Annotated in this window: 18 protein-coding genes and 1 pseudogene; 13 read left to right on the top strand and 6 right to left on the bottom strand. The window is 72.5% G+C overall.

Features of this window, described 5'->3' with window-relative positions; genetic code table 11:
* A complete protein-coding gene (locus HW837_RS09630; RefSeq protein WP_093789655.1) occupies positions 1-1,302 on the top strand; it encodes a cytochrome P450 in 1,302 nt (433 codons plus the stop codon).
* Between the two features lie 72 nt (positions 1,303-1,374).
* Here HW837_RS09630 and HW837_RS09625 read toward each other — a convergent pair whose 3' ends face one another.
* Positions 1,375-2,622, bottom strand: coding sequence for a cytochrome P450 family protein (locus tag HW837_RS09625; RefSeq protein WP_045559816.1), 1,248 nt, complete (start codon positions 2,620-2,622; stop codon positions 1,375-1,377).
* A 199-nt stretch (positions 2,623-2,821) separates the two neighbouring features.
* Between HW837_RS09625 and HW837_RS09620 the strand changes: the two genes are divergently transcribed.
* Positions 2,822-3,214 carry a hypothetical protein gene (locus tag HW837_RS09620; RefSeq protein ID WP_045559815.1) on the top strand — a complete coding sequence of 131 codons (393 nt, stop codon included), beginning with the start codon at positions 2,822-2,824 and terminating at the stop codon, positions 3,212-3,214.
* A gap of 82 nt (positions 3,215-3,296) precedes the next feature.
* Here the strand turns inward: HW837_RS09620 and HW837_RS09615 are convergent, their stop codons facing one another.
* Positions 3,297-3,722 carry a DUF6114 domain-containing protein gene (locus HW837_RS09615; RefSeq protein WP_177261829.1) on the bottom strand — a complete coding sequence of 142 codons (426 nt, stop codon included), beginning with the start codon at positions 3,720-3,722 and terminating at the stop codon, positions 3,297-3,299.
* Complete coding sequence (locus tag HW837_RS09610; protein WP_045559814.1) at positions 3,722-4,381, bottom strand: DUF6230 family protein; 660 nt, start codon at positions 4,379-4,381, stop codon at positions 3,722-3,724. Before HW837_RS09610 ends, HW837_RS09615 begins: the two co-directional genes overlap by 1 nt.
* A gap of 735 nt (positions 4,382-5,116) precedes the next feature.
* Here HW837_RS09610 and HW837_RS09605 point away from each other — a divergent pair.
* A complete protein-coding gene (locus tag HW837_RS09605; RefSeq protein WP_045559813.1) occupies positions 5,117-5,770 on the top strand; it encodes a hypothetical protein in 654 nt (217 codons plus the stop codon).
* A 105-nt stretch (positions 5,771-5,875) separates the two neighbouring features.
* Here HW837_RS09605 and HW837_RS09600 read toward each other — a convergent pair whose 3' ends face one another.
* The gene (locus HW837_RS09600; RefSeq protein ID WP_045559812.1) at positions 5,876-6,913 is read right to left on the bottom strand and encodes a lytic polysaccharide monooxygenase auxiliary activity family 9 protein; all 1,038 of its coding nucleotides are present in this window, start codon (positions 6,911-6,913) and stop codon (positions 5,876-5,878) included.
* A gap of 374 nt (positions 6,914-7,287) precedes the next feature.
* Between HW837_RS09600 and HW837_RS09595 the strand changes: the two genes are divergently transcribed.
* The 6 genes and pseudogenes from HW837_RS09595 to cyc2 all read left to right on the top strand — a co-directional run bounded on the left by HW837_RS09595 (position 7,288) and on the right by cyc2 (position 14,198).
* Positions 7,288-9,123 (top strand): S8 family peptidase, encoded by a 1,836-nt coding sequence (locus HW837_RS09595; protein WP_390623529.1) that lies wholly within the window; start codon positions 7,288-7,290, stop codon positions 9,121-9,123.
* Between the two features lie 138 nt (positions 9,124-9,261).
* Positions 9,262-9,957 carry a hypothetical protein gene (locus HW837_RS09590; protein WP_313895506.1) on the top strand — a complete coding sequence of 232 codons (696 nt, stop codon included), beginning with the start codon at positions 9,262-9,264 and terminating at the stop codon, positions 9,955-9,957.
* Complete coding sequence (locus HW837_RS09585) at positions 9,950-11,119, top strand: damage-control phosphatase ARMT1 family protein (protein ID WP_093789622.1); 1,170 nt, start codon at positions 9,950-9,952, stop codon at positions 11,117-11,119. The genes HW837_RS09590 and HW837_RS09585 overlap by 8 nt, the downstream gene beginning before the upstream one ends.
* Positions 11,120-11,426: 307 nt before the next feature.
* Positions 11,427-11,558 (top strand): annotated as a pseudogene (locus tag HW837_RS49955) (hypothetical protein); the annotation flags it as partial.
* 127 nt (positions 11,559-11,685) lie between these two features.
* Entirely contained in the window at positions 11,686-11,865 is a 180-nt protein-coding gene (locus tag HW837_RS48500) for a hypothetical protein (RefSeq protein ID WP_045559808.1), read from the top strand.
* Positions 11,866-11,990: 125 nt separating this feature from the next.
* Positions 11,991-14,198 carry a germacradienol/geosmin synthase Cyc2 gene (gene cyc2, locus HW837_RS09575; protein WP_045559807.1) on the top strand — a complete coding sequence of 736 codons (2,208 nt, stop codon included), beginning with the start codon at positions 11,991-11,993 and terminating at the stop codon, positions 14,196-14,198.
* A gap of 68 nt (positions 14,199-14,266) precedes the next feature.
* Here cyc2 and HW837_RS09570 read toward each other — a convergent pair whose 3' ends face one another.
* A complete protein-coding gene (locus tag HW837_RS09570; protein WP_078853659.1) occupies positions 14,267-15,058 on the bottom strand; it encodes a CTP synthase C-terminal region-related (seleno)protein in 792 nt (263 codons plus the stop codon).
* Between the two features lie 98 nt (positions 15,059-15,156).
* Here HW837_RS09570 and HW837_RS09565 point away from each other — a divergent pair, with 98 nt between their 5' ends.
* Together HW837_RS09565 and HW837_RS09560 are read left to right on the top strand one after the other, a co-directional pair.
* Complete coding sequence (locus tag HW837_RS09565; protein ID WP_193381034.1) at positions 15,157-16,029, top strand: LysR family transcriptional regulator; 873 nt, start codon at positions 15,157-15,159, stop codon at positions 16,027-16,029.
* A gap of 92 nt (positions 16,030-16,121) precedes the next feature.
* On the top strand, positions 16,122-16,832 hold the full coding sequence (locus HW837_RS09560) for a PDZ domain-containing protein (protein WP_093789625.1): 711 nt from the start codon (positions 16,122-16,124) through the stop codon (positions 16,830-16,832).
* 49 nt (positions 16,833-16,881) lie between these two features.
* Here HW837_RS09560 and HW837_RS09555 read toward each other — a convergent pair whose 3' ends face one another.
* A complete protein-coding gene (locus HW837_RS09555; protein ID WP_078853658.1) occupies positions 16,882-17,637 on the bottom strand; it encodes a phosphodiesterase in 756 nt (251 codons plus the stop codon).
* 229 nt (positions 17,638-17,866) lie between these two features.
* On the opposite strand from HW837_RS09555, the gene HW837_RS09550 reads away from it, so the two are divergent.
* Positions 17,867-18,988 carry a M24 family metallopeptidase gene (locus HW837_RS09550; RefSeq protein ID WP_093789626.1) on the top strand — a complete coding sequence of 374 codons (1,122 nt, stop codon included), beginning with the start codon at positions 17,867-17,869 and terminating at the stop codon, positions 18,986-18,988.
* 93 nt (positions 18,989-19,081) lie between these two features.
* On the top strand, positions 19,082-20,020 hold the full coding sequence (locus HW837_RS09545; RefSeq protein ID WP_093789627.1) for an aminoglycoside phosphotransferase family protein: 939 nt from the start codon (positions 19,082-19,084) through the stop codon (positions 20,018-20,020).
* The last annotated feature ends 38 nt before the right edge of the window (positions 20,021-20,058 follow it).

Raw genomic sequence — 20,058 nt, 5'->3', positions numbered from 1 at the left:
ATGTACGGACCGGAGTTCGCCGCCGACCCGGCCGCGTTCTACCGGCGGGCGCGCGCGACCGGGCCGACCGCGCCCGTCGAGCTGGCCCCCGGCGTACGCGCCACCCTCGTCACCTCCTACGACGCCGCCCTGCACGTCCTGCGCGGCACGGAGACCTTCTCCAAGGACCCGCGCCGCTGGAACGACCTGGCGGACGGCACCGTCCCCCCGGACAGCCCCGTCGTGCCGATGATGATGTACCGGCCCAACGCCCTGTTCTCCGACGGCGAGGAGCACCGGCGGCTGCGCGGCGCCATCACCGACAGCCTCGCCCGGGTCGAGCCCCACACCCTGCGCGGCTACGTCGAACGCAGCGCGGACACCCTCATCGACCGGTTCGCGCCCACCGGCGAGGCGGACCTCCTCGGCGAGTACGCCCAGGTGCTGCCCCTGCTCGTCTTCAACCACCTCTTCGGCTGTCCGGCCGAGCTGGGGCTGAAGCTGGTCGAGGGCATGTCCGGCATCTTCGACGGGGTGGACGCCGAACGCGCCGACGCACTGCTCGGCGCCACGCTCCTCGAACTGGTCACGCTCAAGCGGAAGCGCCCCCGGGCGGACGTGACGTCATGGCTGACCCTGCACCCGGCGGGGCTCACCGACGAGGAGATGGTCCACACCCTCGTCGTGCTCATGGGCGCGGGCACCGAGCCGCAGCAGAACCTCATCGCGGGCGGGCTGCGGCTGTTGCTCTCCGACGACCGCTTCGCCGGTGACCTGGCCGGCGGCAGCCTGCCCGTCGAGGACGCCCTGGACGAGGTGCTGTGGACCGATCCGCCGATGGCCAACTACGCCGTGCACTACCCGAGGCGGGACGTGGTGTACGAGGGCGCGCTGCTGAAGGCCGGTGCTCCGCTCGTCGTCTCGCTGGCCGCGGCCAACACCGATCCAACCCTGACGACCGATCAGCGGACGGGCAACCGGGCCCACCTGGCGTGGAGCGCGGGCCCGCACAACTGTCCCGCGCGGAGCGAGGCCCGGCTGATCGCCTCGGTGGCGGTGGAGAAGCTCCTCGACCGCCTGCCCGACGTCGACCTCGCGGTACCCGTGGACGCCCTGGAATGGCGCCCGGGCCCCTTCCACCGAGCCCTCGCGGCCCTGCCGGTGACCTTCCCCCCGGCCCCCGTGACAGAACGCCCCCCGTCCCGCGGACCGACCACCACCCCCGAGGCCAGGACCCGCCCCGCCCCCACCACCCAGGCCCCCGCTCCGACTTCCCCGACCTCCCCCTGGACCCGCCTGCTGTCCTGGTGGCGAGGGGAGTGACGGCCCGCCTCACCACCCCGGAGGCCTCGCCCGGAGGCCTCCGGGCCGCCGCCGAAGCCGGGGCGGGGAGCGTCAGGTGGTGCGGACCGGGAGGTGGCGGTGGCCGTTGGAGATGAAGGACTCCACGTGGCCCAGGTCGGCTCCCGTGGACGCCAGTCGCAGGTTCGGGAAGCGGGTGAAGAGGGCCGGGAGGGCGATCCTGGCCTCCAGCCGGCCGAGGGGGGCGCCCAGGCAGTGGTGAACCCCGTGGCCGAATGCGAGGTGTTCCTTGTCGGCCCGGCTGACGTCGAAGACGTCGGCGTCCTTCCCGTGCCGTTCGGGGCTGCGCCCGGCGGCCGCGTACGCCGCCAGGATCGGCTCACCCCGCGCGATCACCACACCCTCGGGGCCGCCGAACTCGGCGAGGTCGAGGTCCTCCACGGCGTACCGCAGCGGCAGGCTCGCCACCGGCGCCTGGACCCGGAGGGTCTCCTCGATCACGTCGTCCCAGGTCGCCCGCCCTTCCTGGACGTGCGCGAGCTGCTCGGGGTGGGTCAGCAGGGCATGGACGGCCTGGTCGAGGAGGTTGACGGTCGTCTCGTGCCCGGCGCTGATCATCAGCACCAGCGTGTCGATCAACTCCTGCTCGCTGAGCCGGGCGTCGTCCTCGTCGCGGGCGGAGATCAGCCCGGAGGCGAGGTCGTCGCCGGGCGTCTCCCGCTTCGTGGCGACGAGTTCCCCCAGCACCCCCTGCAACCGCCCGAACGCGGCGGACATCTCCCCGGGATCGGCGGACGTGTCGAAGATCTTGTCCACCAACTCCCGGAGTTCCGCGCCCCGTTCCTCGGGCAGCCCGAAGAGGTCGGTGATCACCTGGATCGGCAGCGGATAGCAGAACTCCTCCCGCAGATCGACGGTCGCCCCGCCCCGCAGGCCCTCCTCGATCCGGTCCAGCAGCCCCTCGGTGATCTGCTCGATCCGCGGCTGGAGCGCGTTGGTGCGGCGCGCGGTGAACGCCTTGGCGATCAGCGTGCGCAGCCGCTTGTGGTCCCCGCCGTACGCGGTGAACATGTTCTGCACGGCGACCCAGGTGAACAGCGGCCACTCCGGCGTGATCTCGCCGGCGGCGAACCGGGGCCAGTGCTGCCGCGCGTCCTTCGACACCCGCGGATCGGTGAGCAGCCGCTTGAGCAGCTCGGGGCTGCTGACGGCCCAGGCCTCCACGACCGGCGGCCCCGGCAGCACGACCCGGGTCGCCGGACCCGTCTCGCGGATACGGGCGGCCTCACCGTGGATGTCACGGCCGGTCGGGTCGATCACCAAGGGGCTCGGGTGGCCCATGTGGGTCCTCCTGGTTCGAAGACGGTCCAACAGCGCAACGTGCAAGCCCGGTCACGCTACGGCTCGGCGGCGCCGCGGGGCGAGATCGCGCGCCACGCGCTGCGTACGACGGCAACTTCCCTGCGCGTACTCGCAAGTCGGCCGCCGGGGCCGCTCCTAGGATCGGGCGGACCCCCCCCATGAAGAGCCGGTGAGTGCCATGACTGTCAGCAGGGCCCCGCGCTGGATGTGTTCCTACAGCCCCGAAGTACGCACCGTGCCCGCCGGGCGCTGGTGGAACGCCGTACGGGTGCCGGCGGACCTCGGCGCCCTCGCCCTCAAGTCCCTCGGGGACGAGAGCGGCGCCGTCATCAAGGACGGCTACGGCGGCATCATGTACTGGCTGGTCCCGCCGGGCGACGCGGCCGCCTGGCGCCTGCCCGACGTCCAGGTCCTCGGCCGGGGCAGCCATGTGGCCGTCCCGCCGCTGCGCCGTACCGCGGGCCCCGGCCTCTACTGGCGCGTCCCGCTCACCCACGACACGTACTGGACGAACACGGCCCGGCTGCACTCGGTGCTGAGTTCGGCCGCGACGGCGTCGGCCCCGCGGTGAACGCCGAACCCCGCACCCCCCCAGGGGCGCGGGGAACTGCGCGAACAGCCACGACGGACCGGTACTCGCCGAACGTCCGCGACTACCCGAGCTCAGCGGCGTGCTTCTCCGGATTCTCCGAAGCCCGCGCCGCCTCCTCGGCCCGCTTCGCCGAACGCTTCTGGCGGGGTTCCTGATCCGGCAGCCAGCCGAAGGCCAACGTGCTGCCCACCGCCCCCATCAGCAGCCCCACGACGAAACCGCCGATGTTGGACGTGAGCCACGTCCCCAGGGAGAGCATGATCCCGAGGATGGAGTAGAACAGGCGCTGAGCGGGATTGAAGATGATCAGCAGCCCGCACACGATCATCAGCGCGGGCAGGAGGTAGCCCGCCAGCCCCTGCATTCCGATCTTCAGGATGACCGGGAGCGGCGCCTTCATGGTCACGAGGATCTCGGCGCCGCCCAACGCCAGCAGCAGACCACCGGCGAACGGCCGGTGACCTCTCCATTCCCGGAAGTCGCTCACTAGTCGCAGCCCTCGCTCTGGAACCTCATGTGCAGGTCGGGCAGCTTGAAGACGGCCGCGGTGGCGGCGTAGTTGTGCTGGTACAGATCGGTGATGACGACCGAGTCGGCCTGCTGGCCGTAGACGCCGGGCTGGCCCTTCTGGTCCACCTTGTCGAACGTGCTGGAGTCACGGCCGATCTCGATGTTGTTGAACGAGGCGTCGCCCGTGATGTCGTCGGAGTCGATCGCCAGGTTCTTCACGCTCACCGGCGTGCCCTTGTTGCCGGCGGTGAGGACCAGCTGGATGCCGCCGAGGTCGACGCTCTGACAGAGGTTCGTCAGCTTGCCGTTCTTCACGACCGAGGTCACGACCAGCACCTGACCGCCGGTGTCACCCTCGTTCGGGCTGTTCTCGATCATGTGGTCCAGCGCGCCGAACTGGGCGAAGCCCTCACCGTCGAGCTTGTCGGCGGTGACCACGAACGGCATGCCGGAGATGGCGAACTGGACACCCAGCGCGCCCTGGGCGGTCATGATCATCAGACCGGCGGCGACCGCCGTGGCCGGCACCGCCATCACCGCGGCGCGCTTCAGACGGACCCGCCCGCGTCTTCCGGACGCTGCGGGACCCTCGGGTCTTTCGTTGGTGGACGCCGTGGCGTCCGAGGACGAGGCCATGTGTGCTCCCTGGACTTCCAAGTCATTGCAGTTGGGGCAACGGCACGTTGTCCTGGCGCGGACAGCGGTTGCGACGCACGCCTGAGAGCACCTCCCGTGGTGCAAGGGCTTACTTGCTACGCCGCAGTAGCCATTCCGGAAGTTACCGGTGGTTACATTCAAGGGTCAAGGTGCTTGTGGCAAAAGGATGTTGGTTGTGCCGTCCCTGTGAAAGGTGAACATCTCTCACCTTTGGTTTTGTCTCCGGAAGCCCCCGGATCCGGCCAGCCGGCAAGCGGTATCCGGTCATCAACTTGCCTACGACGCCTTGACGTTGACTGTTCCTCAGGTCTACAACTCTCCCGGGTTTCCCCCACGGATCCGTGGCGCCGGATCCGACGCGCAGCGTCTGTCACCGTCCCGAACTCCCCGTCGCCGACGGGGCGTGGGTGACCACTTCCGAACGCGTTGCGCGGCCCACGCAGCACCACCCCTCGCCGCGGTGCCGGGCACGGTCGCCTTCCCCTCCACTGGGCCGTGCTCCGGTCCCCGGCTGTCGCTGTCGATCCGTCACGTACGGAGAAGGCGTGCCACGGATCGGCAGCGGCCGTACAGCGCCGTGCGGCATCGCCGCGTCACCCCGCGCGAACGGTGACCCCTCGCGCGCGATCACCACAGCCCACGCGCCGTCGAGGGCTGTCACCCGCACCTTCCGAGGGCCTCGCCGGCCCTCACTTCCCGAGAAGAGGCACCCCCATGCGTACGCGATCCCTCCTTGCCCTCGCCGCCGGCACCGCCGCTCTGATGGTGTCGGCCATCAGCCCCGCCTCCGCCGCCGACACCGTGCTCACCACCGGCGGCCCCGCCGGTGACGCGGTCGCGGTCGGCGACGTCCTCAGCGCCTCGCTGGCCTCCGGCACCGCCGCCACCTTCTACTCCAGCGCGACCGGCACGAGCGGCGTCTCCTGTTCCGCGTCGACCTTCACCGCCACGGTCACCGACAACCCGGCGGCGCCCGGCACCGCCACCGAGACCGTGGACGCGCACACCTTCGGCGGCTGCACCAGCAACGTCTTCGGCGTGACCGGCGTCAACAGCGTCACGGTCAACAACCTGCCGTACACCACCACCGTGACCTCGGACGGTGTCGTCACGGTCAGCCCGGCCTCGGGCTCGGTCCTCCAGACCACCGTGGTGCTGCGCACGCTGCTGGGCACCATCAACTGCGTCTACCAGGCGCCCAGCATCACCGGAACCTCCGACAACACCGACAACAGCATCAACTTCGCCGCCCAGGCCTTCACCAAGACCTCCGGCTCCTCGCTCTGCTTCGCCAACGGCTACTTCACGGCGAAGTACGCGCCCGTCACGGACACCAACCAGGGCGGCGCGGCGGTCTTCACCAACTGACCGCGCAAGCAGGTCGGTCACCGGTCCGGCGGTCGGTGACCGGCCCCGGGCACTGATCGGTCCGTCCGATCCGTGCCCCGTTCGGCGGCCCGGTCGCTTGCCCGATCAGCCGTCGACGCGAGAGCGGCGTCCACGTCCGCGGAAGTGGAGGGCGGCGCCCACGGCGAGCACCAGTGCCGTGGCGCCGCCCGCCACCAACAGCGGCACGGAGGCGCCGCTCTCGTCGGTCGTGGAGGCGACGGGGCTGCCGGGATCGGCCGCCCGCGCGTCGCCCTCCGCGTCGCCGTCCCCGGCGGGCGGCGCCTCGGCGGACCGCGCCGGCGCCGTCGTGGCGGGCCCGGAACCCTGCTCGCCCGTCCTGTCCCCGTCCGGCTTGTCCCCGTCCTCCTTGCCGGCGGTCGCGTCCCCGGCCGCGGTCCCCTCGCTCCCGGCCGGTGTCTCCTCCGAACTCCCGCCGCCCGTACCGGAGTCGGCCTGCTTCGCCTTCGGGAACACCACGTCCGAGCAGGAGTAGTAGGTGTCGACCGTGCTCGTGTTCTGCCAGATCGTGTAGAGCACATGGTGTCCCGCGCGATCGGACGGCAGCTTCGCCGAGAACCGGTACGAGCCGTCCCGCAGCGGTGGGTCGGTGATCGAGGCGAACGGCTTCTCGGGCAGATCGGACCATGTCAGCGGCTTCGTGGGGTCGTACCCCGGCTTCGTCAGGAACAGCTTGAAGGTCCCGGTGTGCGGGATCGTCGACCGGTACGTCAGATCCAGTGTGGTGCCGGGGGAGAGGCGGGTCGAGGGCCAGTCGGCGCGGGCCAGGTCGAGCCCCTTGTAGGCCGCGAGCCCTCCGCTGCACAACCGCCCGTCGGGCACGACCTGCCGGTCCCGCCCGTTCACCCCGGCGATGCGCATGTTGTCCCACGCGGTGAACGGCGCCCCGTTCGCGGCGACGGCGGCCCGGCACGCCGCCGAGTCCTGACTGCCGCCCTCCGGCGAGCACGCCGAGACCCGGCTCACCGGATCCGTCGGCGCACCGTGCGCCGAGGCCGGCCCGGCGGCACCCACGGTGAGGAGCAGGGGCGCCGCCACGGTGGCGGCCGCGGTCGTGACGACGGCGCGACGGGCGGTCGCGCGGCGGGCGGACAAGCGGTGCATCCGGTACGTCCGATCCATGGGGGTCGAGGGCTGACGGTCCACCGTGTCGTACGGGACCCATGGGTGCCCCGTTCAACGGCCCGCCCTTGTTCGACCGGTCGGATCCGGCCATGTGCCGTGCGACGGCAAAGCGTCGGCAAACCCGGCGAAGCGGCACATCGGACCCCGACTGCAGGGCGCCGTAGGGGAGTTCCCCAGGGGTCGAGGGTTTTCCCCGTATCCGCATGACCTGGGCTTTGCCTAATGTCATCGCACAGCCGAACCACAGGTAACCCCTGGTGGGCGGCACGCGCCTGGCCGGCCTCTGCGCCAACCCTTTCTGGACCCCCCGCCGCTTCGATGAAGAAGCGTTTCACCGCCGCTCCTCCCCTGACATGAGCAGGCCACGAAAGGCGAAGCCCTTGCGTACTTACCCCACCCGTACCGCAGGACGGAAGCTCATAGCCGTCGCCGCGGTCTCCGTCGCCCTGGTGGCGGGCATGACCTCCTCGGTCGCCGTCGCCCAGGCCCCGTCCGCGAAGGCCGACGCCGCCCCCGTGGCCGGTGCCACCGAGGCCGCGCCCGGCACCGTCGCCGAGCGCCTGATCGTCGGCTACAAGTCCGGCGCCGCCGAGGCCACTTCGAACAAGGCCGCCGACGCGGACGCCGCCGCCAAGGGCAAGGAGGCGGGCGAGGACCTCGACTTCCAGCGCCGGCTCGGCAGCGGCGCCGCCCTCGTCGACCTGGGCGAGGACATCTCCAAGACGGACGTCGCCGACGTCATCTCCGAGTACCGGGCCGACCCGCAGGTCGCCTATGTCGTCCCGGACCGCCTGAACAAGCCGCAGGCCACCCCGAACGACACCGAGTACACCAAGCAGTGGGACCTCTACGAGTCCACGGCCGGCATGAACCTGCCGGGTGCCTGGGACAAGACCACCGGCACCGGTGTGACGGTCGCCGTCATCGACACCGGTTACGTCGCCCACTCGGACCTCGCCGCGAACATCGTCGGCGGCTACGACTTCATCGCCGACACCGCCGTCGCCAACGACGGCAACGGCCGTGACAGCAACCCGGCCGACCCGGGCGACTGGACCGCCGCCAACGAGTGCGTCGCGGGCGAACCCGCCACCACCTCCTCCTGGCACGGCACCCACGTCGCCGGCACCATCGCCGCCGTCACCAACAACAGCAAGGGTGTCGCCGGTATCGCCTACGGCGCCAAGGTCTCCCCGCTGCGGGTCCTCGGCAAGTGCGGCGGCTACGACTCCGACATCATCGACGCCATCACCTGGGCGTCCGGCGGCACCGTCTCCGGTGTCCCCGCCAACGCCAACGTCGCCAAGGTCATCAACATGAGCCTCGGCGGCAGCGGCGCCTGCACCACCGCGACCCAGACCGCGATCAACGCCGCCGTGAACCGCGGCACCACGGTCGTCGTCGCGGCCGGCAACAGCAACGCCAACGCGGCCAACTACTCGCCCGCCAGCTGCTCCAACGTGATCTCGGTGGCGGCCACCAACCGCGCCGGCGCCCGCTCGTACTACTCCAACTTCGGCTCGATCGTCGACATCGCGGCCCCCGGCGGCGAGACCCGCACGGTCGAGACCGGCGGCATCCTGTCCACGCTGAACGCCGGCACCGCCGGCCCGGGCAGCGAGTCCTACGACTACTACCAGGGCACCAGCATGGCCGCCCCGCACATCGCGGGCCTCGCCGCGCTGCTGAAGTCGGCGAGCTCCGCGCTGACCCCGGCCCAGATCGAGTCCGCGATCAAGACCAACTCGCGTGCTCTGCCGGGTGCCTGCTCGGGCGGCTGCGGCGCGGGCCTGGCCGACGCGGCCAAGACGGTGCAGGCGGTGACCGGTGGTGGCACCACGGGGGGCACCACCTTCACCAACACCACGGCCGTCTCCATCCCGGACAACGGCGCGGCGATCGAGTCCTCGATCTCCGTCACCGGCCGCACGGGCAACGCGCCCTCGACCCTCCAGGTCGGCGTGGACATCACCCACACCTACCGCGGTGACCTGGTCCTGACCCTGGTGGCCCCGGACGGCTCGACCTACCCGCTCAAGGCCTCCAGCTCGGACTCCGCGGACAACCTGGTCACCACCTACACGGTGAACGCCTCCAGCGAGGTCGCCAACGGCACCTGGAAGCTGCGCGTCCAGGACGTCGCCGCCGCGGACACCGGCCGCCTCAACAACTGGAAGCTGACCTTCTGAGAGCCGGGCCGCCAGGCCCGGGGCCCCGGCTGACCGGCCGGGCCCACTGACCGCCACCCCCCACCGCCGGCGGCCGACCGATGCGAGCGGGCATCGGTCGGCCGTCGGCCCATGCACGCCGGGCGTTAGCGTATGCGCATGGCGACAGAGAAGTTCGAACCACGTGTGACGCCGACGGGGGGACCGTACGAGACGTCGGCCGTGGGATCCCCCGCGACGCCGGCCGGGGGGCCGTACGAGGCGTCCGCCGGGGAGTTCGGTGCGGCTCCGCTCATGGCGGTGTGCCCCCGCTGCGGGGCCTCGGGGCCGGCGGTGCGTACGGTGCCCGATGCATGCTCCGCGCCCGACTCCCCGGGGTCGGGCCTCTCCGACCGGCTGGCGAAGGCCCCGGGCGTGGAGTCGCGGTTCGACAGCTTCCTGCACTTCCTGGAAGGCATGGTCATGGCCTTCGTCTGCGCGGGCCTCGCCCAGCACGGCCTCCAGAACGACAAACCCCTCTTCACGGTCGGCGGCGGGGTCCTCGCCGTCCTCCTCTTCGTCGGCACTCTCTGGGTGATCCGCGGCGAGGCCCGCGAGCGCGCCACCGTCACGGCGGGCCGCCCCCGCGCCGAGGCCCTCTGGAACCCCGCCCACTTCTGCGCGTCCTGCGAGTCCGTGTTCTACCCCACCGGCAGCCCGTGGCCGGGCCCGCTGACGACGGACCAGTTCAAGAAGTTCGTCTGGACCGAGGCCGGCTTCGGCAAGCAACTCGACGAACGGCTGCGGAAGACGGACCTCCCGGCCCCGCCGCCGACCGGTCCCGCCGCCCCGGGAGGAGCCTCCGGCCATGCCTGACAACGCCCCCGTGATCCGCGGTGACGACCCGGCCTCCTTCCCGCACAGCGTCCTCGCCGAACGGCACCCCGCCCTCGTCCGCAAGGTCCAGGACGCCACCCCGTACGGTCCCGAACAGCGCCGTGCGCTCGACGAGTTGCTGTACGAGACCCTTCACGGCACGGTCGCGCCACCGGCCGACGACGACTGGTGGGACACCTGGGACGCCCGCCGCTACGCCGGCCGCTCCTGGTTCTCCCTCCCGTTCCTGGCCGCCGAGAGCTGCTTCTACCGCCAACTCCTGCGTGCCGTCGGCTACTTCGACGCGGGCCCCTGGCAGGCAGTCGACCCGTTCCGCCCCTTCAAGCTCGCCGAACTGGACACCCCCGAGGCCGCCGCCGAACTCACCGCGCTCGGCCCGCTGTCGGAGCGCCCGCTGCCCGAGCAGCTCAGCGCCCTCCTCCACGGCTCCCTCTGGGGCAACCGGGCGGACCTCGGTTTCCGCCTCCAGAGCACCGAGGAGACATCGGCCGACTCCCCGCTGGTCGCCGACGACAGCGAGGCGCTGCTCACCCTGCTGACTGGCCCGGCACCCGGCCGGGCGGACGGCGCCACCGGCCGCACGCTCTGCCTGGTGGCCGACAACGCGGGCCGCGAACTCATCCCCGACCTGCTCCTCGTCGACCACCTCCTCGCCCACGGCCACTTCGACCGCGCGATCCTGCACCTCAAGCCGTACCCGTACTTCGTCTCCGACGCCACGACGGCCGACACCCTCGACGCGGTACGCCATCTGGTCGCGGCGAAGACCGACGCGGGCCCCCGCCTCCACACCGCGCTCTCCGAAGGCCGCCTGATCCTGCGCGCCCACCCCTTCTCCTGCGCCCCGCTGCCCTACGCGGACATGCCCGTCGACCTCCACGCGGACTTCGCCTCCGCCGACCTGACCCTGATGAAGGGCGACCTCAACTACCGCCGCCTGGTGGGCGACCGCCACTGGCCCCCCACCACCCCCTTCGCAGAGGCCACCTCCTACTTCCCGGCCCCCGTGGCAGCCCTACGCACCCTCAAGTCGGACGTCGTCACAGGCCTGACGGCAGAGACGGAAACCACCCTCACGACAGCGGAGGGCCAGCGCTGGCGCACCAGCGGAACGAGGGCCCTGATCCAGCTCCGTGACTGACGGTGTGGGGCGATCCCTAGAGTATGATCATGTGATCGACCGTAGAACGTACCCCCGTCGTGTCCGGGATCCTTGCGCTGCCGGCCGGTTGCACCGGTGCCACTGACTCGGCCGACAAGGGGAAGGCAGAACCGGGTTCGATCACCTCCGGGGGCGGGTACGGCGACCTCCTGGCAGGCGGCGTCCCCGTCACGGGATCGAAGCCGAGTGGCAACAAGAAGAACGGAAGGCCGCCTTCGACGCGCTCGGTGACCGTCGCGGGGCGGCGGTCGCGCTCGATGCGGAGACCGGAGAGCTCCTGGCTGTCGTGAGCACACCGTCGTACGACCCGTCGGCGTTCAGCGGCTGCACGACCGCGGACGGGAAGGCCTGGCGCGACGCGAACGCGGACACGGACGAGCCGATGCTCAACCGTGCGCTGCGCGAGACGACCGCGCCGGGCGAGACCTTCGACATCGTGGTCGCCGCGGCGGCGCTGGACCACGGTCTCCACGAGACGGCGGAGAGAGGAGAGGGGGGTCGAGCAGAGCGTCTCGGCCGTCACGGCCGGTCTCCTGCTCCCCGCAGTGCGCGCGAAGGAGGAATGGGCCCCGACCGACGACGGCCACGGCACCGCCTCCTCATGGTCCCTGGCATACGCCCCCGGCGAGGCGGGCTCCACCGTGGCGCTGGCCGTGCGCGTGGCGACCTCGGATCCCGACGCCGCCGTGCGCGTCACCGAGGCGATGACCACGGCACTGTCCTGACACGGCCGACGCCGTAAGGCCGAGCCGCCCGCCGCCCACCCCCGGAACCACCCACATTCACGCGATGGTGTGATCATGTGCGCCCATCCGGATGCGGGCCGGAGGCCACGGGTAGGGCCACGCCCATGACGCAGCCGTTCGAACTCCCGCACTTCTACCTGCCGTATCCCGCGCGGCTGAACCCCCACCTCGAAGAGGCCCGCGCCCATTCCTCCACGTGGGCCCGGGAGATGGGCATGCTGGAGGGGTCCGGGGTGTGGGAGCAGGCGGATCTGGACGCGCACGACTACGGTCTGCTGTGCGCGTACACCCACCCCGACTGCGACGGTCCGGCGCTCTCGCTCATCACCGACTGGTACGTGTGGGTCTTCTTCTTCGACGACCACTTCCTGGAGCTCTACAAGCGCACCCAGGACCGCCCCGGCGGCAAGGCCCACCTCGACCGGCTCCCGCTCTTCATGCCGCTGGACCTCGCGGCCCCCGTACCGGAGCCGCGCAACCCCGTGGAGGCGGGCCTCGCCGACCTCTGGGCGCGGACGGTGCCGTCGATGTCGATGGACTGGCGCCGCCGCTTCGCCGTCGCCACCGAGCACCTGCTCAACGAGTCGATGTGGGAGCTGTCCAACATCAACGAGGGCCGGATCGCCAACCCGGTCGAGTACATCGAGATGCGCCGCAAGGTCGGCGGCGCGCCCTGGTCGGCCGGTCTCGTCGAGTACGCGACCGCCGAGGTCCCGGCCGCCGTCGCGGGGTCGAGGCCGCTCAGGGTCCTGATGGAGACGTTCTCCGACGCCGTCCATCTGCGCAACGACCTGTTCTCGTACCAGCGGGAGGTCGAGGACGAGGGCGAGAACAGCAACGGCGTCCTCGTCCTGGAGACCTTCTTCGGCTGCGGCACCCAGCAGGCCGCCGACATCGTCAACGACATCCTGACCTCCCGGCTCCACCAGTTCGAGAACACCGCCCTCACCGAAGTCCCCGCGCTGGCCCTGGAGAAGGGCCTCACCCCGCCCGAGGTCGCCGCCGTCGCCGCGTACACGAAAGGTCTCCAGGACTGGCAGTCCGGCGGCCACGAGTGGCACATGCGGTCCAGCCGGTACATGAACGAGGGCGCCGCCTCCGCACGCGGCCCGCTCGACCTCGGCGGCGCGGTCCTCTCCGGCCCCGCCCTGGTCGGCCGCGCCGGCTTCGGCACCTCCGCCGCCGATGTGGGGGCGCTGCTCGCGACCGCCGCCGCGGAGCGCCTGCGGGCCCACGCGCATGTGCCGTACGAGAAGGTCGGACCGTCCCTCCTGCCCGACTTCCACATGCCGTTCGCGGTGGAACTGTGCCCCCATCTGGACGGCGCCCGCGCCCGCCTCGTCCCCTGGATGCACGCCATGGGCATGCTGGGCGAGGGCGTCTGGGACGAGGAGCGGCTCGCCGCCGCCGACCTGCCGCTCTGCTCGGCCGGCCTCGACCCGGACGCGACCCCCGAGCAACTCGACCTCAGCTCCCAGTGGTTGGCCTGGGGCACCTACGGCGACGACTACTACCCCCTCGTCTTCGGCCACCGCCGCGACCTCGCCGCCGCCCGCCTGACCACGGCCAGGCTCTCCGACTGCATGCCCGTCGAGGGCGAGCCGGTCCCCGTCCCGGTCAACGGCATGGAACGGGGCCTCATCGACCTCTGGGTACGGACGACGGCCGGGATGACCCCCGACGAGCGGCGCGGTCTGAAGGCGTCCGTCGACAAGATGACGGAGAGCTGGGTGTGGGAGGTGTTCAACCAGATCCAGCACCGGGTCCCCGACCCCGTCGACTACCTGGAGATGCGCCGCGCCACGTTCGGCTCCGACCTCACCCTGAGCATGTGCCGGCGGGGCCACGGCGCGCGGATCCCGCCCGAGGTCTACGCGAGCGGCCCCGTCCGCTCCCTGGAGAACGCGGCCATCGACTACGGGTGCCTCATCAACGACGTCTTCTCCTACCAGAAGGAGATCGAGTACGAGGGCGAGGTGCACAACGCGATCCTCGTCGTGCAGAACTTCTTCGGCTGCGACTACCCGACCGCGCTCGGGGTGATCCATGACCTGATGACCCAGCGGATGCAGCAGTTCGAGCATGTCGTCGCCCACGAACTCCCCGTCGTCTACGACGACTTCGCGCTGTCGCGGGAGGCGCGCACCGTCATGGACGGCTATGTGGCCGACCTGAAGAACTGGCTGTCCGGCATCCTCAACTGGCACCGTCAGGTCGACCGCTACAAGCCCGAGTTCCTCGCCCGCCGGGCCCACGGCTTCGTCCCGGACCGCCCACCGGCGCTGTCCTTCGCGTCGGCGCACACGGGCTGAGCCGAGGACGGCCGGTTCGTACCGGCTGACCCTGCGACGGCCGGTTCACGTCTGAGGCGACAGCCGGTTCACGCCGGCTGACGCGTCGTCGCCCGGGTCGCCTGCTCCACCGCGGCCCGGGCGAACGCGCGGACGATCGGGTGCGGGCGGCTGCCGTCACCGGCCAGCTCCGGCTGGAAGAGCGTCGCCAGGAAGAACGGATGGCCCGGGAGTTCGGCGATCCGGACGTGCCCGTCCTCGTCGTGCCCGGAGAACCGCAGACCGTGTGCGCGCAGGGTGTCGAGGTGACGGGTCGGACCGTACGCGCAGAAGTACCGCTCGACCGACCGCTCGGCGTTCATCACGGACTGCGCCAGCGAGCCGGGTTCGATGACGACCGTCCCCTCGTGCCCGACCAGGGAGCACGCGAGCGGCTCGATCAGGAAGTCCCCGGCGCCCGGCTCGTTCTCGGCGTGCGCGACCCGGGTGAGCCCGCACACGTGCCGGGCGTACTCCAGCAGCGCGTGCTGGAAGCCCCCGCACGTGCCCAGGAACGGGATGCCCTCCTCCCGCGCGGTCCGGATCGCGGAGAGCACCCCCGCCTCGCTGCGGTACGGGCTGCCCGGCACCACCCACACCGCGTCGAACCCCCGTACGGCCGCCGCGTCTGCCGCGGCCTCCTCGGAGGGGATCCAGTACGCGTCCAGGACCAGCCGGTCTTGTCCCGCGAGCGCTTCGAGGAGGAGCGGGATCCGGCTGTGCGAGACGACGTCGGGTGACCGGTCGCCGACGACGGCCAGCCGCGCGGGCCGGGCGGACGCGGTGGACGGGTCGTACGGGGTCGTACGGGAAGAGGCGGACTGCGCCGCGTTGTTCGTCATGTCCCTCATCCTGGGCGCGGCCCCGACTTCACGTCCAACGATGATTCCTGCACCCCCGATAAGCGTTGCTGATGGACCGGTGGGCGATCCTGTCCGCCATGGATCCGCATCTGTTGCGTACGTACGTCACCGTGGCCAGGCTCGCCTCCTTCTCCGAGGCCGCGCGCGAGCTGGGGTACACCCAGTCCGCGGTGTCCCAGCACATCGCGGCGCTGGAACAGGACCTCGGCGCCCCGTTGCTGACCCGGCGTCCTGTCCTGCCCACGGCGGCCGGCGAGCGGCTCCTCGAACACGCCGGGCCGCTGCTGCTGCGTCTGGAGGCGGCCCGCGCCGACGTCGTAAGGATCGCGTCCGCGCCCGAGCACGGCCTGACGCTGGCGGTGACCCCGACCGCACTCGTCCCCCGGGTCGTCGCCGCGCTGCCCGCGGCCGGGGTGACCCTGCGGACCCTCGCCCGCGACGAGATCCCGGCGGCCGTCGCCACCGGCGCCGCCGACCTCGGCCTGGTCGACGGGCTCGCCGCCCCCAGCGACCCCCTCCGGCTCCCCGACGTGGCGCCCCTGACCACCCGGGGCCTCGGCGAGGAACCCGTCTGCGTCCTGCTCCCCGCCGACCACCCCTTCGCCCGCCGCCCCGGCCTCCGCCTCACCGACCTCGTCGACGCCCGCTGGCTCGACGCCCCCGGCGCGGGCCTCCCGCTGGACCGGCTCCGCACCGCGAGCGGCACCGGCGGTGTCCGTACCGCCCTGCGCTACGAGGGCACCGATCTGCGTACCCTCACCACCCTCGCCGCCGCCGGACACGGACTGACCGTGCTGCCGCGCGGCTTCGCCGCGGACGTCCCCGGCGCGGTCGCCGTCCCCCTCGTCGCGCCCCGCCTCGTGCACCGTACGGAGATCGTCCACGGCGGGACGCCGGGTGGGGCCGCGGCGGCGCTGCTGCGGGAGCTGACCGACCCGCAGCCGCTCTGAACCGGCGATGTGACGGGGCGTCAGTCTCACTCTTTCGTGGCTCGTCGGGCCGTGGTGCCCCGGGTAGGTCTCCGGCCGGAGGTGGCGACACCATGGAACAGACCGCGTTGCGGCCCAAACCCATGCCGGGCGGGGAGTCCGGCGGCGACCGACCGCCCGGCATCACCCGGCGCCCGCACGCCGCGCCGCGCCGTGCCCGGCAGCGACTGATCACCCTGCTGCTCGCCCTGGCCACCTGCGTGGCCCTCGTCCTGTCGGGCGTCGGGTTGGCCACGATGGGCGCCACGGTGATCGGCATGAGCAGGCTCGCGGAGCTGCGGGAGCGGGCGTCGCATGCGCCCGGCGCGCAGGGTGAGCAGGGTGCGCCGGACGGGCCGGGTTCCTCCGCCCAGCCGGGTTCCTTCGCACGCCCCGACGCCGACGGCCGGGCGGCGCGGGACGGCGTCCCCAAGTCGAGCCAGGGGGAAGGTGGTTCGGCGGCCTCGGTCATCGGCGCGCCCACCCGCCCCACCCTCGGCGTCGAGGCCGTCGACGCCCCCGCGCTTCCGGGCTCGGGAGCCGGCGGCGGGGGTGACGGCGGCGGCGCGCTCGTCGTCGGTGTCCATGTCCCCGGCCCCGGTCACGCGGCGGGTCTGGTCCGGGGCGACACGGTCCTCGCTCTGGGCGGTACCCGCACCGGCTCGGCCTCCGACCTCGCGCGGGCCGTCACCGCCGCCCGCCCCGGGGTGGCCCTGAAACTCCTCGTGCGGCACGCGAACGGCGCCCGGCAGTACCTGGTCGCCGTACCGGGCGTCGTCACCTGACGCCACCTGACGAACTCTCGCCGCCCTTCGTCGCCCCTTCACCGAACCCCTATACGGCCACCCTGAAATGGCTGGTCAGCCGCCCCTCGTCGTCCAGGACGTGGAACGCGAGCCCGGGCGGGGCCTCGCGGTCCGCGACCGCGTCGCCCTCCCAGGGCAGCCGCAGCGTCCAGGTGACCCCGGGGCCGACGACCAGCGGACGCCCGGCGAAGGTGGTCGCGGCCGGGGTGTGGGCGTGTCCGGTGATGATGCCCGCGATCTCCGGCCGGCGCTCCAGCAGCCGGCCGAGCTTCGCGGGGTGGCCCAGCCGGTACGCGTCCGGCAGCGGATGGTGCAGCGTCACCGGCGGGTGGTGGAAGGCGAGCAGGACGGGCCGGTCGCCGTCGATCCCGTCCAGGGTCTCCTCGATCCAGGCGTACGTCTGCGCGTCCAGGTCGCCCTCGTCCTGCTCCGGGATGCTGGAGTCGCACATCAGCACGGCCGCGTCCGCGAAGACGTGCACGCTGTTGACCGGTCCGTCGGCGGGCGGCTCCCCGAGGAGCGCCTTGCGGTAGGACGCCCGGCTGTCGTGGTTGCCCGGGCAGGTCAGCACCGGGAAGGGGGCCCCGCCCCCGCGCAGCCCCAGCAGCCGGGCCGCCTCCTCGTACTCGGCCTCCGTGCCGTGGTCCGCGATGTCCCCGGTCACCAGCAGCGCGTCCACCGGTCCCGGCAGGCCCCACAGCAGGTCCCGTACGCGCTCGGCCCGCCGGGTGGCCCGGTCGCTGCCGTCCAGATGCAGATCACTGATGTGCGCGAGTACGAGCATCGTCGTACGCCTCCTTGGGGGGCGGTGCCTTAATGGAACACTCGAATCCAAGCATTAGCTCTAATGGATAAGCAACCCACAAGCATTAGTTCGGGCGAGTGTGGGCGGTGCGGGTGGGTGCGGGCCGTACGACAGTCGACGCCACGTGCCAATCGGCTCGCGTGCGCTGCGGCGGAGGGGCAGGATGCTGCCCGTAGCCCCAGGGAGTCCCGAGCGCACGGAGGCATGGATGACCGGCACGCCCGCCGCCTTCACCACCGACGACTACCGGGCCCGGATGCGGCGCGCGGCGCGGGCCGCGGCGGACGCCGGGCTCGACGGGCTGCTGGTCGCGCCCGGCCCGGACCTGGTGTGGCTGACGGGGCACCGGCCGCCCGAGACCGAGCGGCTGACGATGCTGGTGCTGCGCGACGACGCGGACCCGGTGCTGGTGGTGCCCGCCCTGGAGGCCCCCGACGCCGCCGAGGCGCCCGGCGGGCCCGCGCTGACCCTGCGCGACTGGACCGACGGCAAGGACCCCTACGAGGCGGCCGTCTCCGTCCTCGGCCCCCGCGGCCGCTTCGGCGTCAGCGACAACACCTGGGCGCTGCACCTGCTGGGCCTGCGGCGTCGGCTGCCGGACAGCACGTACGTGGCGCTCTCCGAGGCGCTCCCCATGCTCCGGGCCGTGAAGGACGCGGCCGAGCTGGAGCGGATGGCGGCGGCGGGCGCGGCGGCCGACCGGGCGTACGAGGAGATCCGGCAGATGCCCTTCGCCGGGCGCCGCGAGACCGACGTCGCCGCCGATCTCGCCGATCTGCTGCGGCGGTTCGGGCACTCCCAGGTGGACTTCACGATCGTCGCCTCGGGCCCGAACGGCGCCAACCCGCACCACGAGGCGGGCGACCGGGTCATCGGGCACGGCGACATGGTCGTCCTCGACTTCGGCGGACTCAAGGACGGCTACGGCTCCGACACCTCGCGTACGGTCCACGTCGGCGAACCGGCCGCCGAGGAGCGGGAGGTGCACGACCTCGTACGGGCCGCGCAGGAGGCGGGGTTCCGCGCCGTACGGCCCGGCGCGGCCTGCCAGGACGTCGACCGGGCCGCCCGCGCGGTCATCACCGAGGCCGGGTACGGCGACCGGTTCATCCACCGCACCGGGCACGGTATCGGCGTCACCACCCACGAGCCGCCGTACATGGTCGAGGGGGAGGAGCGGCCCCTGGTGCCCGGCATGTGCTTCTCGGTCGAGCCCGGCGTCTATCTGCCGGGCCGTTTCGGGGTCCGCATCGAGGACATCGTGACGGTGACGGAGGACGGTGGCCGGCGGCTCAACAACACCCCACGGGAGATGGCCATGGTCGACTGACTGACTGACTGACTGAACGAAAGACCGAAAGACCGACCGCGATCTCTCGCTCTCCCGCTCCCCAGATCTCCCGAACCGGACGACGGCGCGACCATGACCCAGGCACCGACACCCACCGCGGACAGCGTCCGCCGGCTGGTCCGTTCCCTGCTGAAGAACGGGGAGGGCAAGCCCGGCGGCAAGGGCGGCGGCGGCCCCGATGTGCGGCCCGTCGCCGGGGACGACACGCACGGCACCTGGTGGGTCGGCACCCGCCATGTGCTGCGCCTCGCGACCGACCGGCACGGCGTCGGACGGCAACGACGCGAACTGCGGCTGCGGGACCTGGTCCGCCCGCACATCGGCGTCGCCGTCCCGGTGAGCGTCGCGCACGGGGAGTGGTCCGGCGGGCTCACGTACACGCTCGACACACGGCTGGTCGGGGGTACGGCCGAGGAGCACGAGGTGTCCGCCGTGGGCGAGGCCGACCTGGCGGCGCTCCTCACGGGGCTGCGTGAGGTGCCGCCGCGGCAGGCCGAACCGCTCGGGGTGCCGCGGCTGGCGCCGCGCCCGCTGGAGGCGCTGCGCGGGGCGGCGGCGCGGGCCGCGCGGGACCTCGCGGCGGCCGACGAGTTCGACGCGGCGCGGCTCGGGCAGTTGACGTCGGCGACGGCGGCGCAGTTGATGGCGCCGGCGGCCGTGCTGGTTCACGGTGGGCTGACCGGGGACCACCTCGTCGTCAGCGCCGACGGTCGGGTCCGGGGGGTGCTCGGGTGGGGCGACGCGGCCGTCGGTGATCCGGCCGAGGACATCGCCGGGCTCGCCGCGGCCGTCGGGTCACCGGCCGCGGTCCGCGCCGCGACGCTGGCCGGGTACGGGGCCCGTCCCTGTCTGCGGGGTCTGTGGTTGGCCCGGTGCGACACGGTCGTCCGCCTCGCCGAGGGTTTGCGGGGGCGCGCGGCCGTGCCGCTGCCGGTTCTGCGTGACCGTCTGCGGCGGACCTGGGAGCCGATTCTGCTGGAGCGGGTGACGGATCTGCGGGGTGAGGATTGAGGATTCGAGGAGGGGCGCGGACCGGTGTGGGGCGCCCG

Source organism: Streptomyces caniscabiei (assembly GCF_014930365.1).
GTDB lineage: Bacteria > Actinomycetota > Actinomycetes > Streptomycetales > Streptomycetaceae > Streptomyces > Streptomyces caniscabiei.
This window is presented reverse-complemented; position numbering and strand designations above follow the sequence as displayed.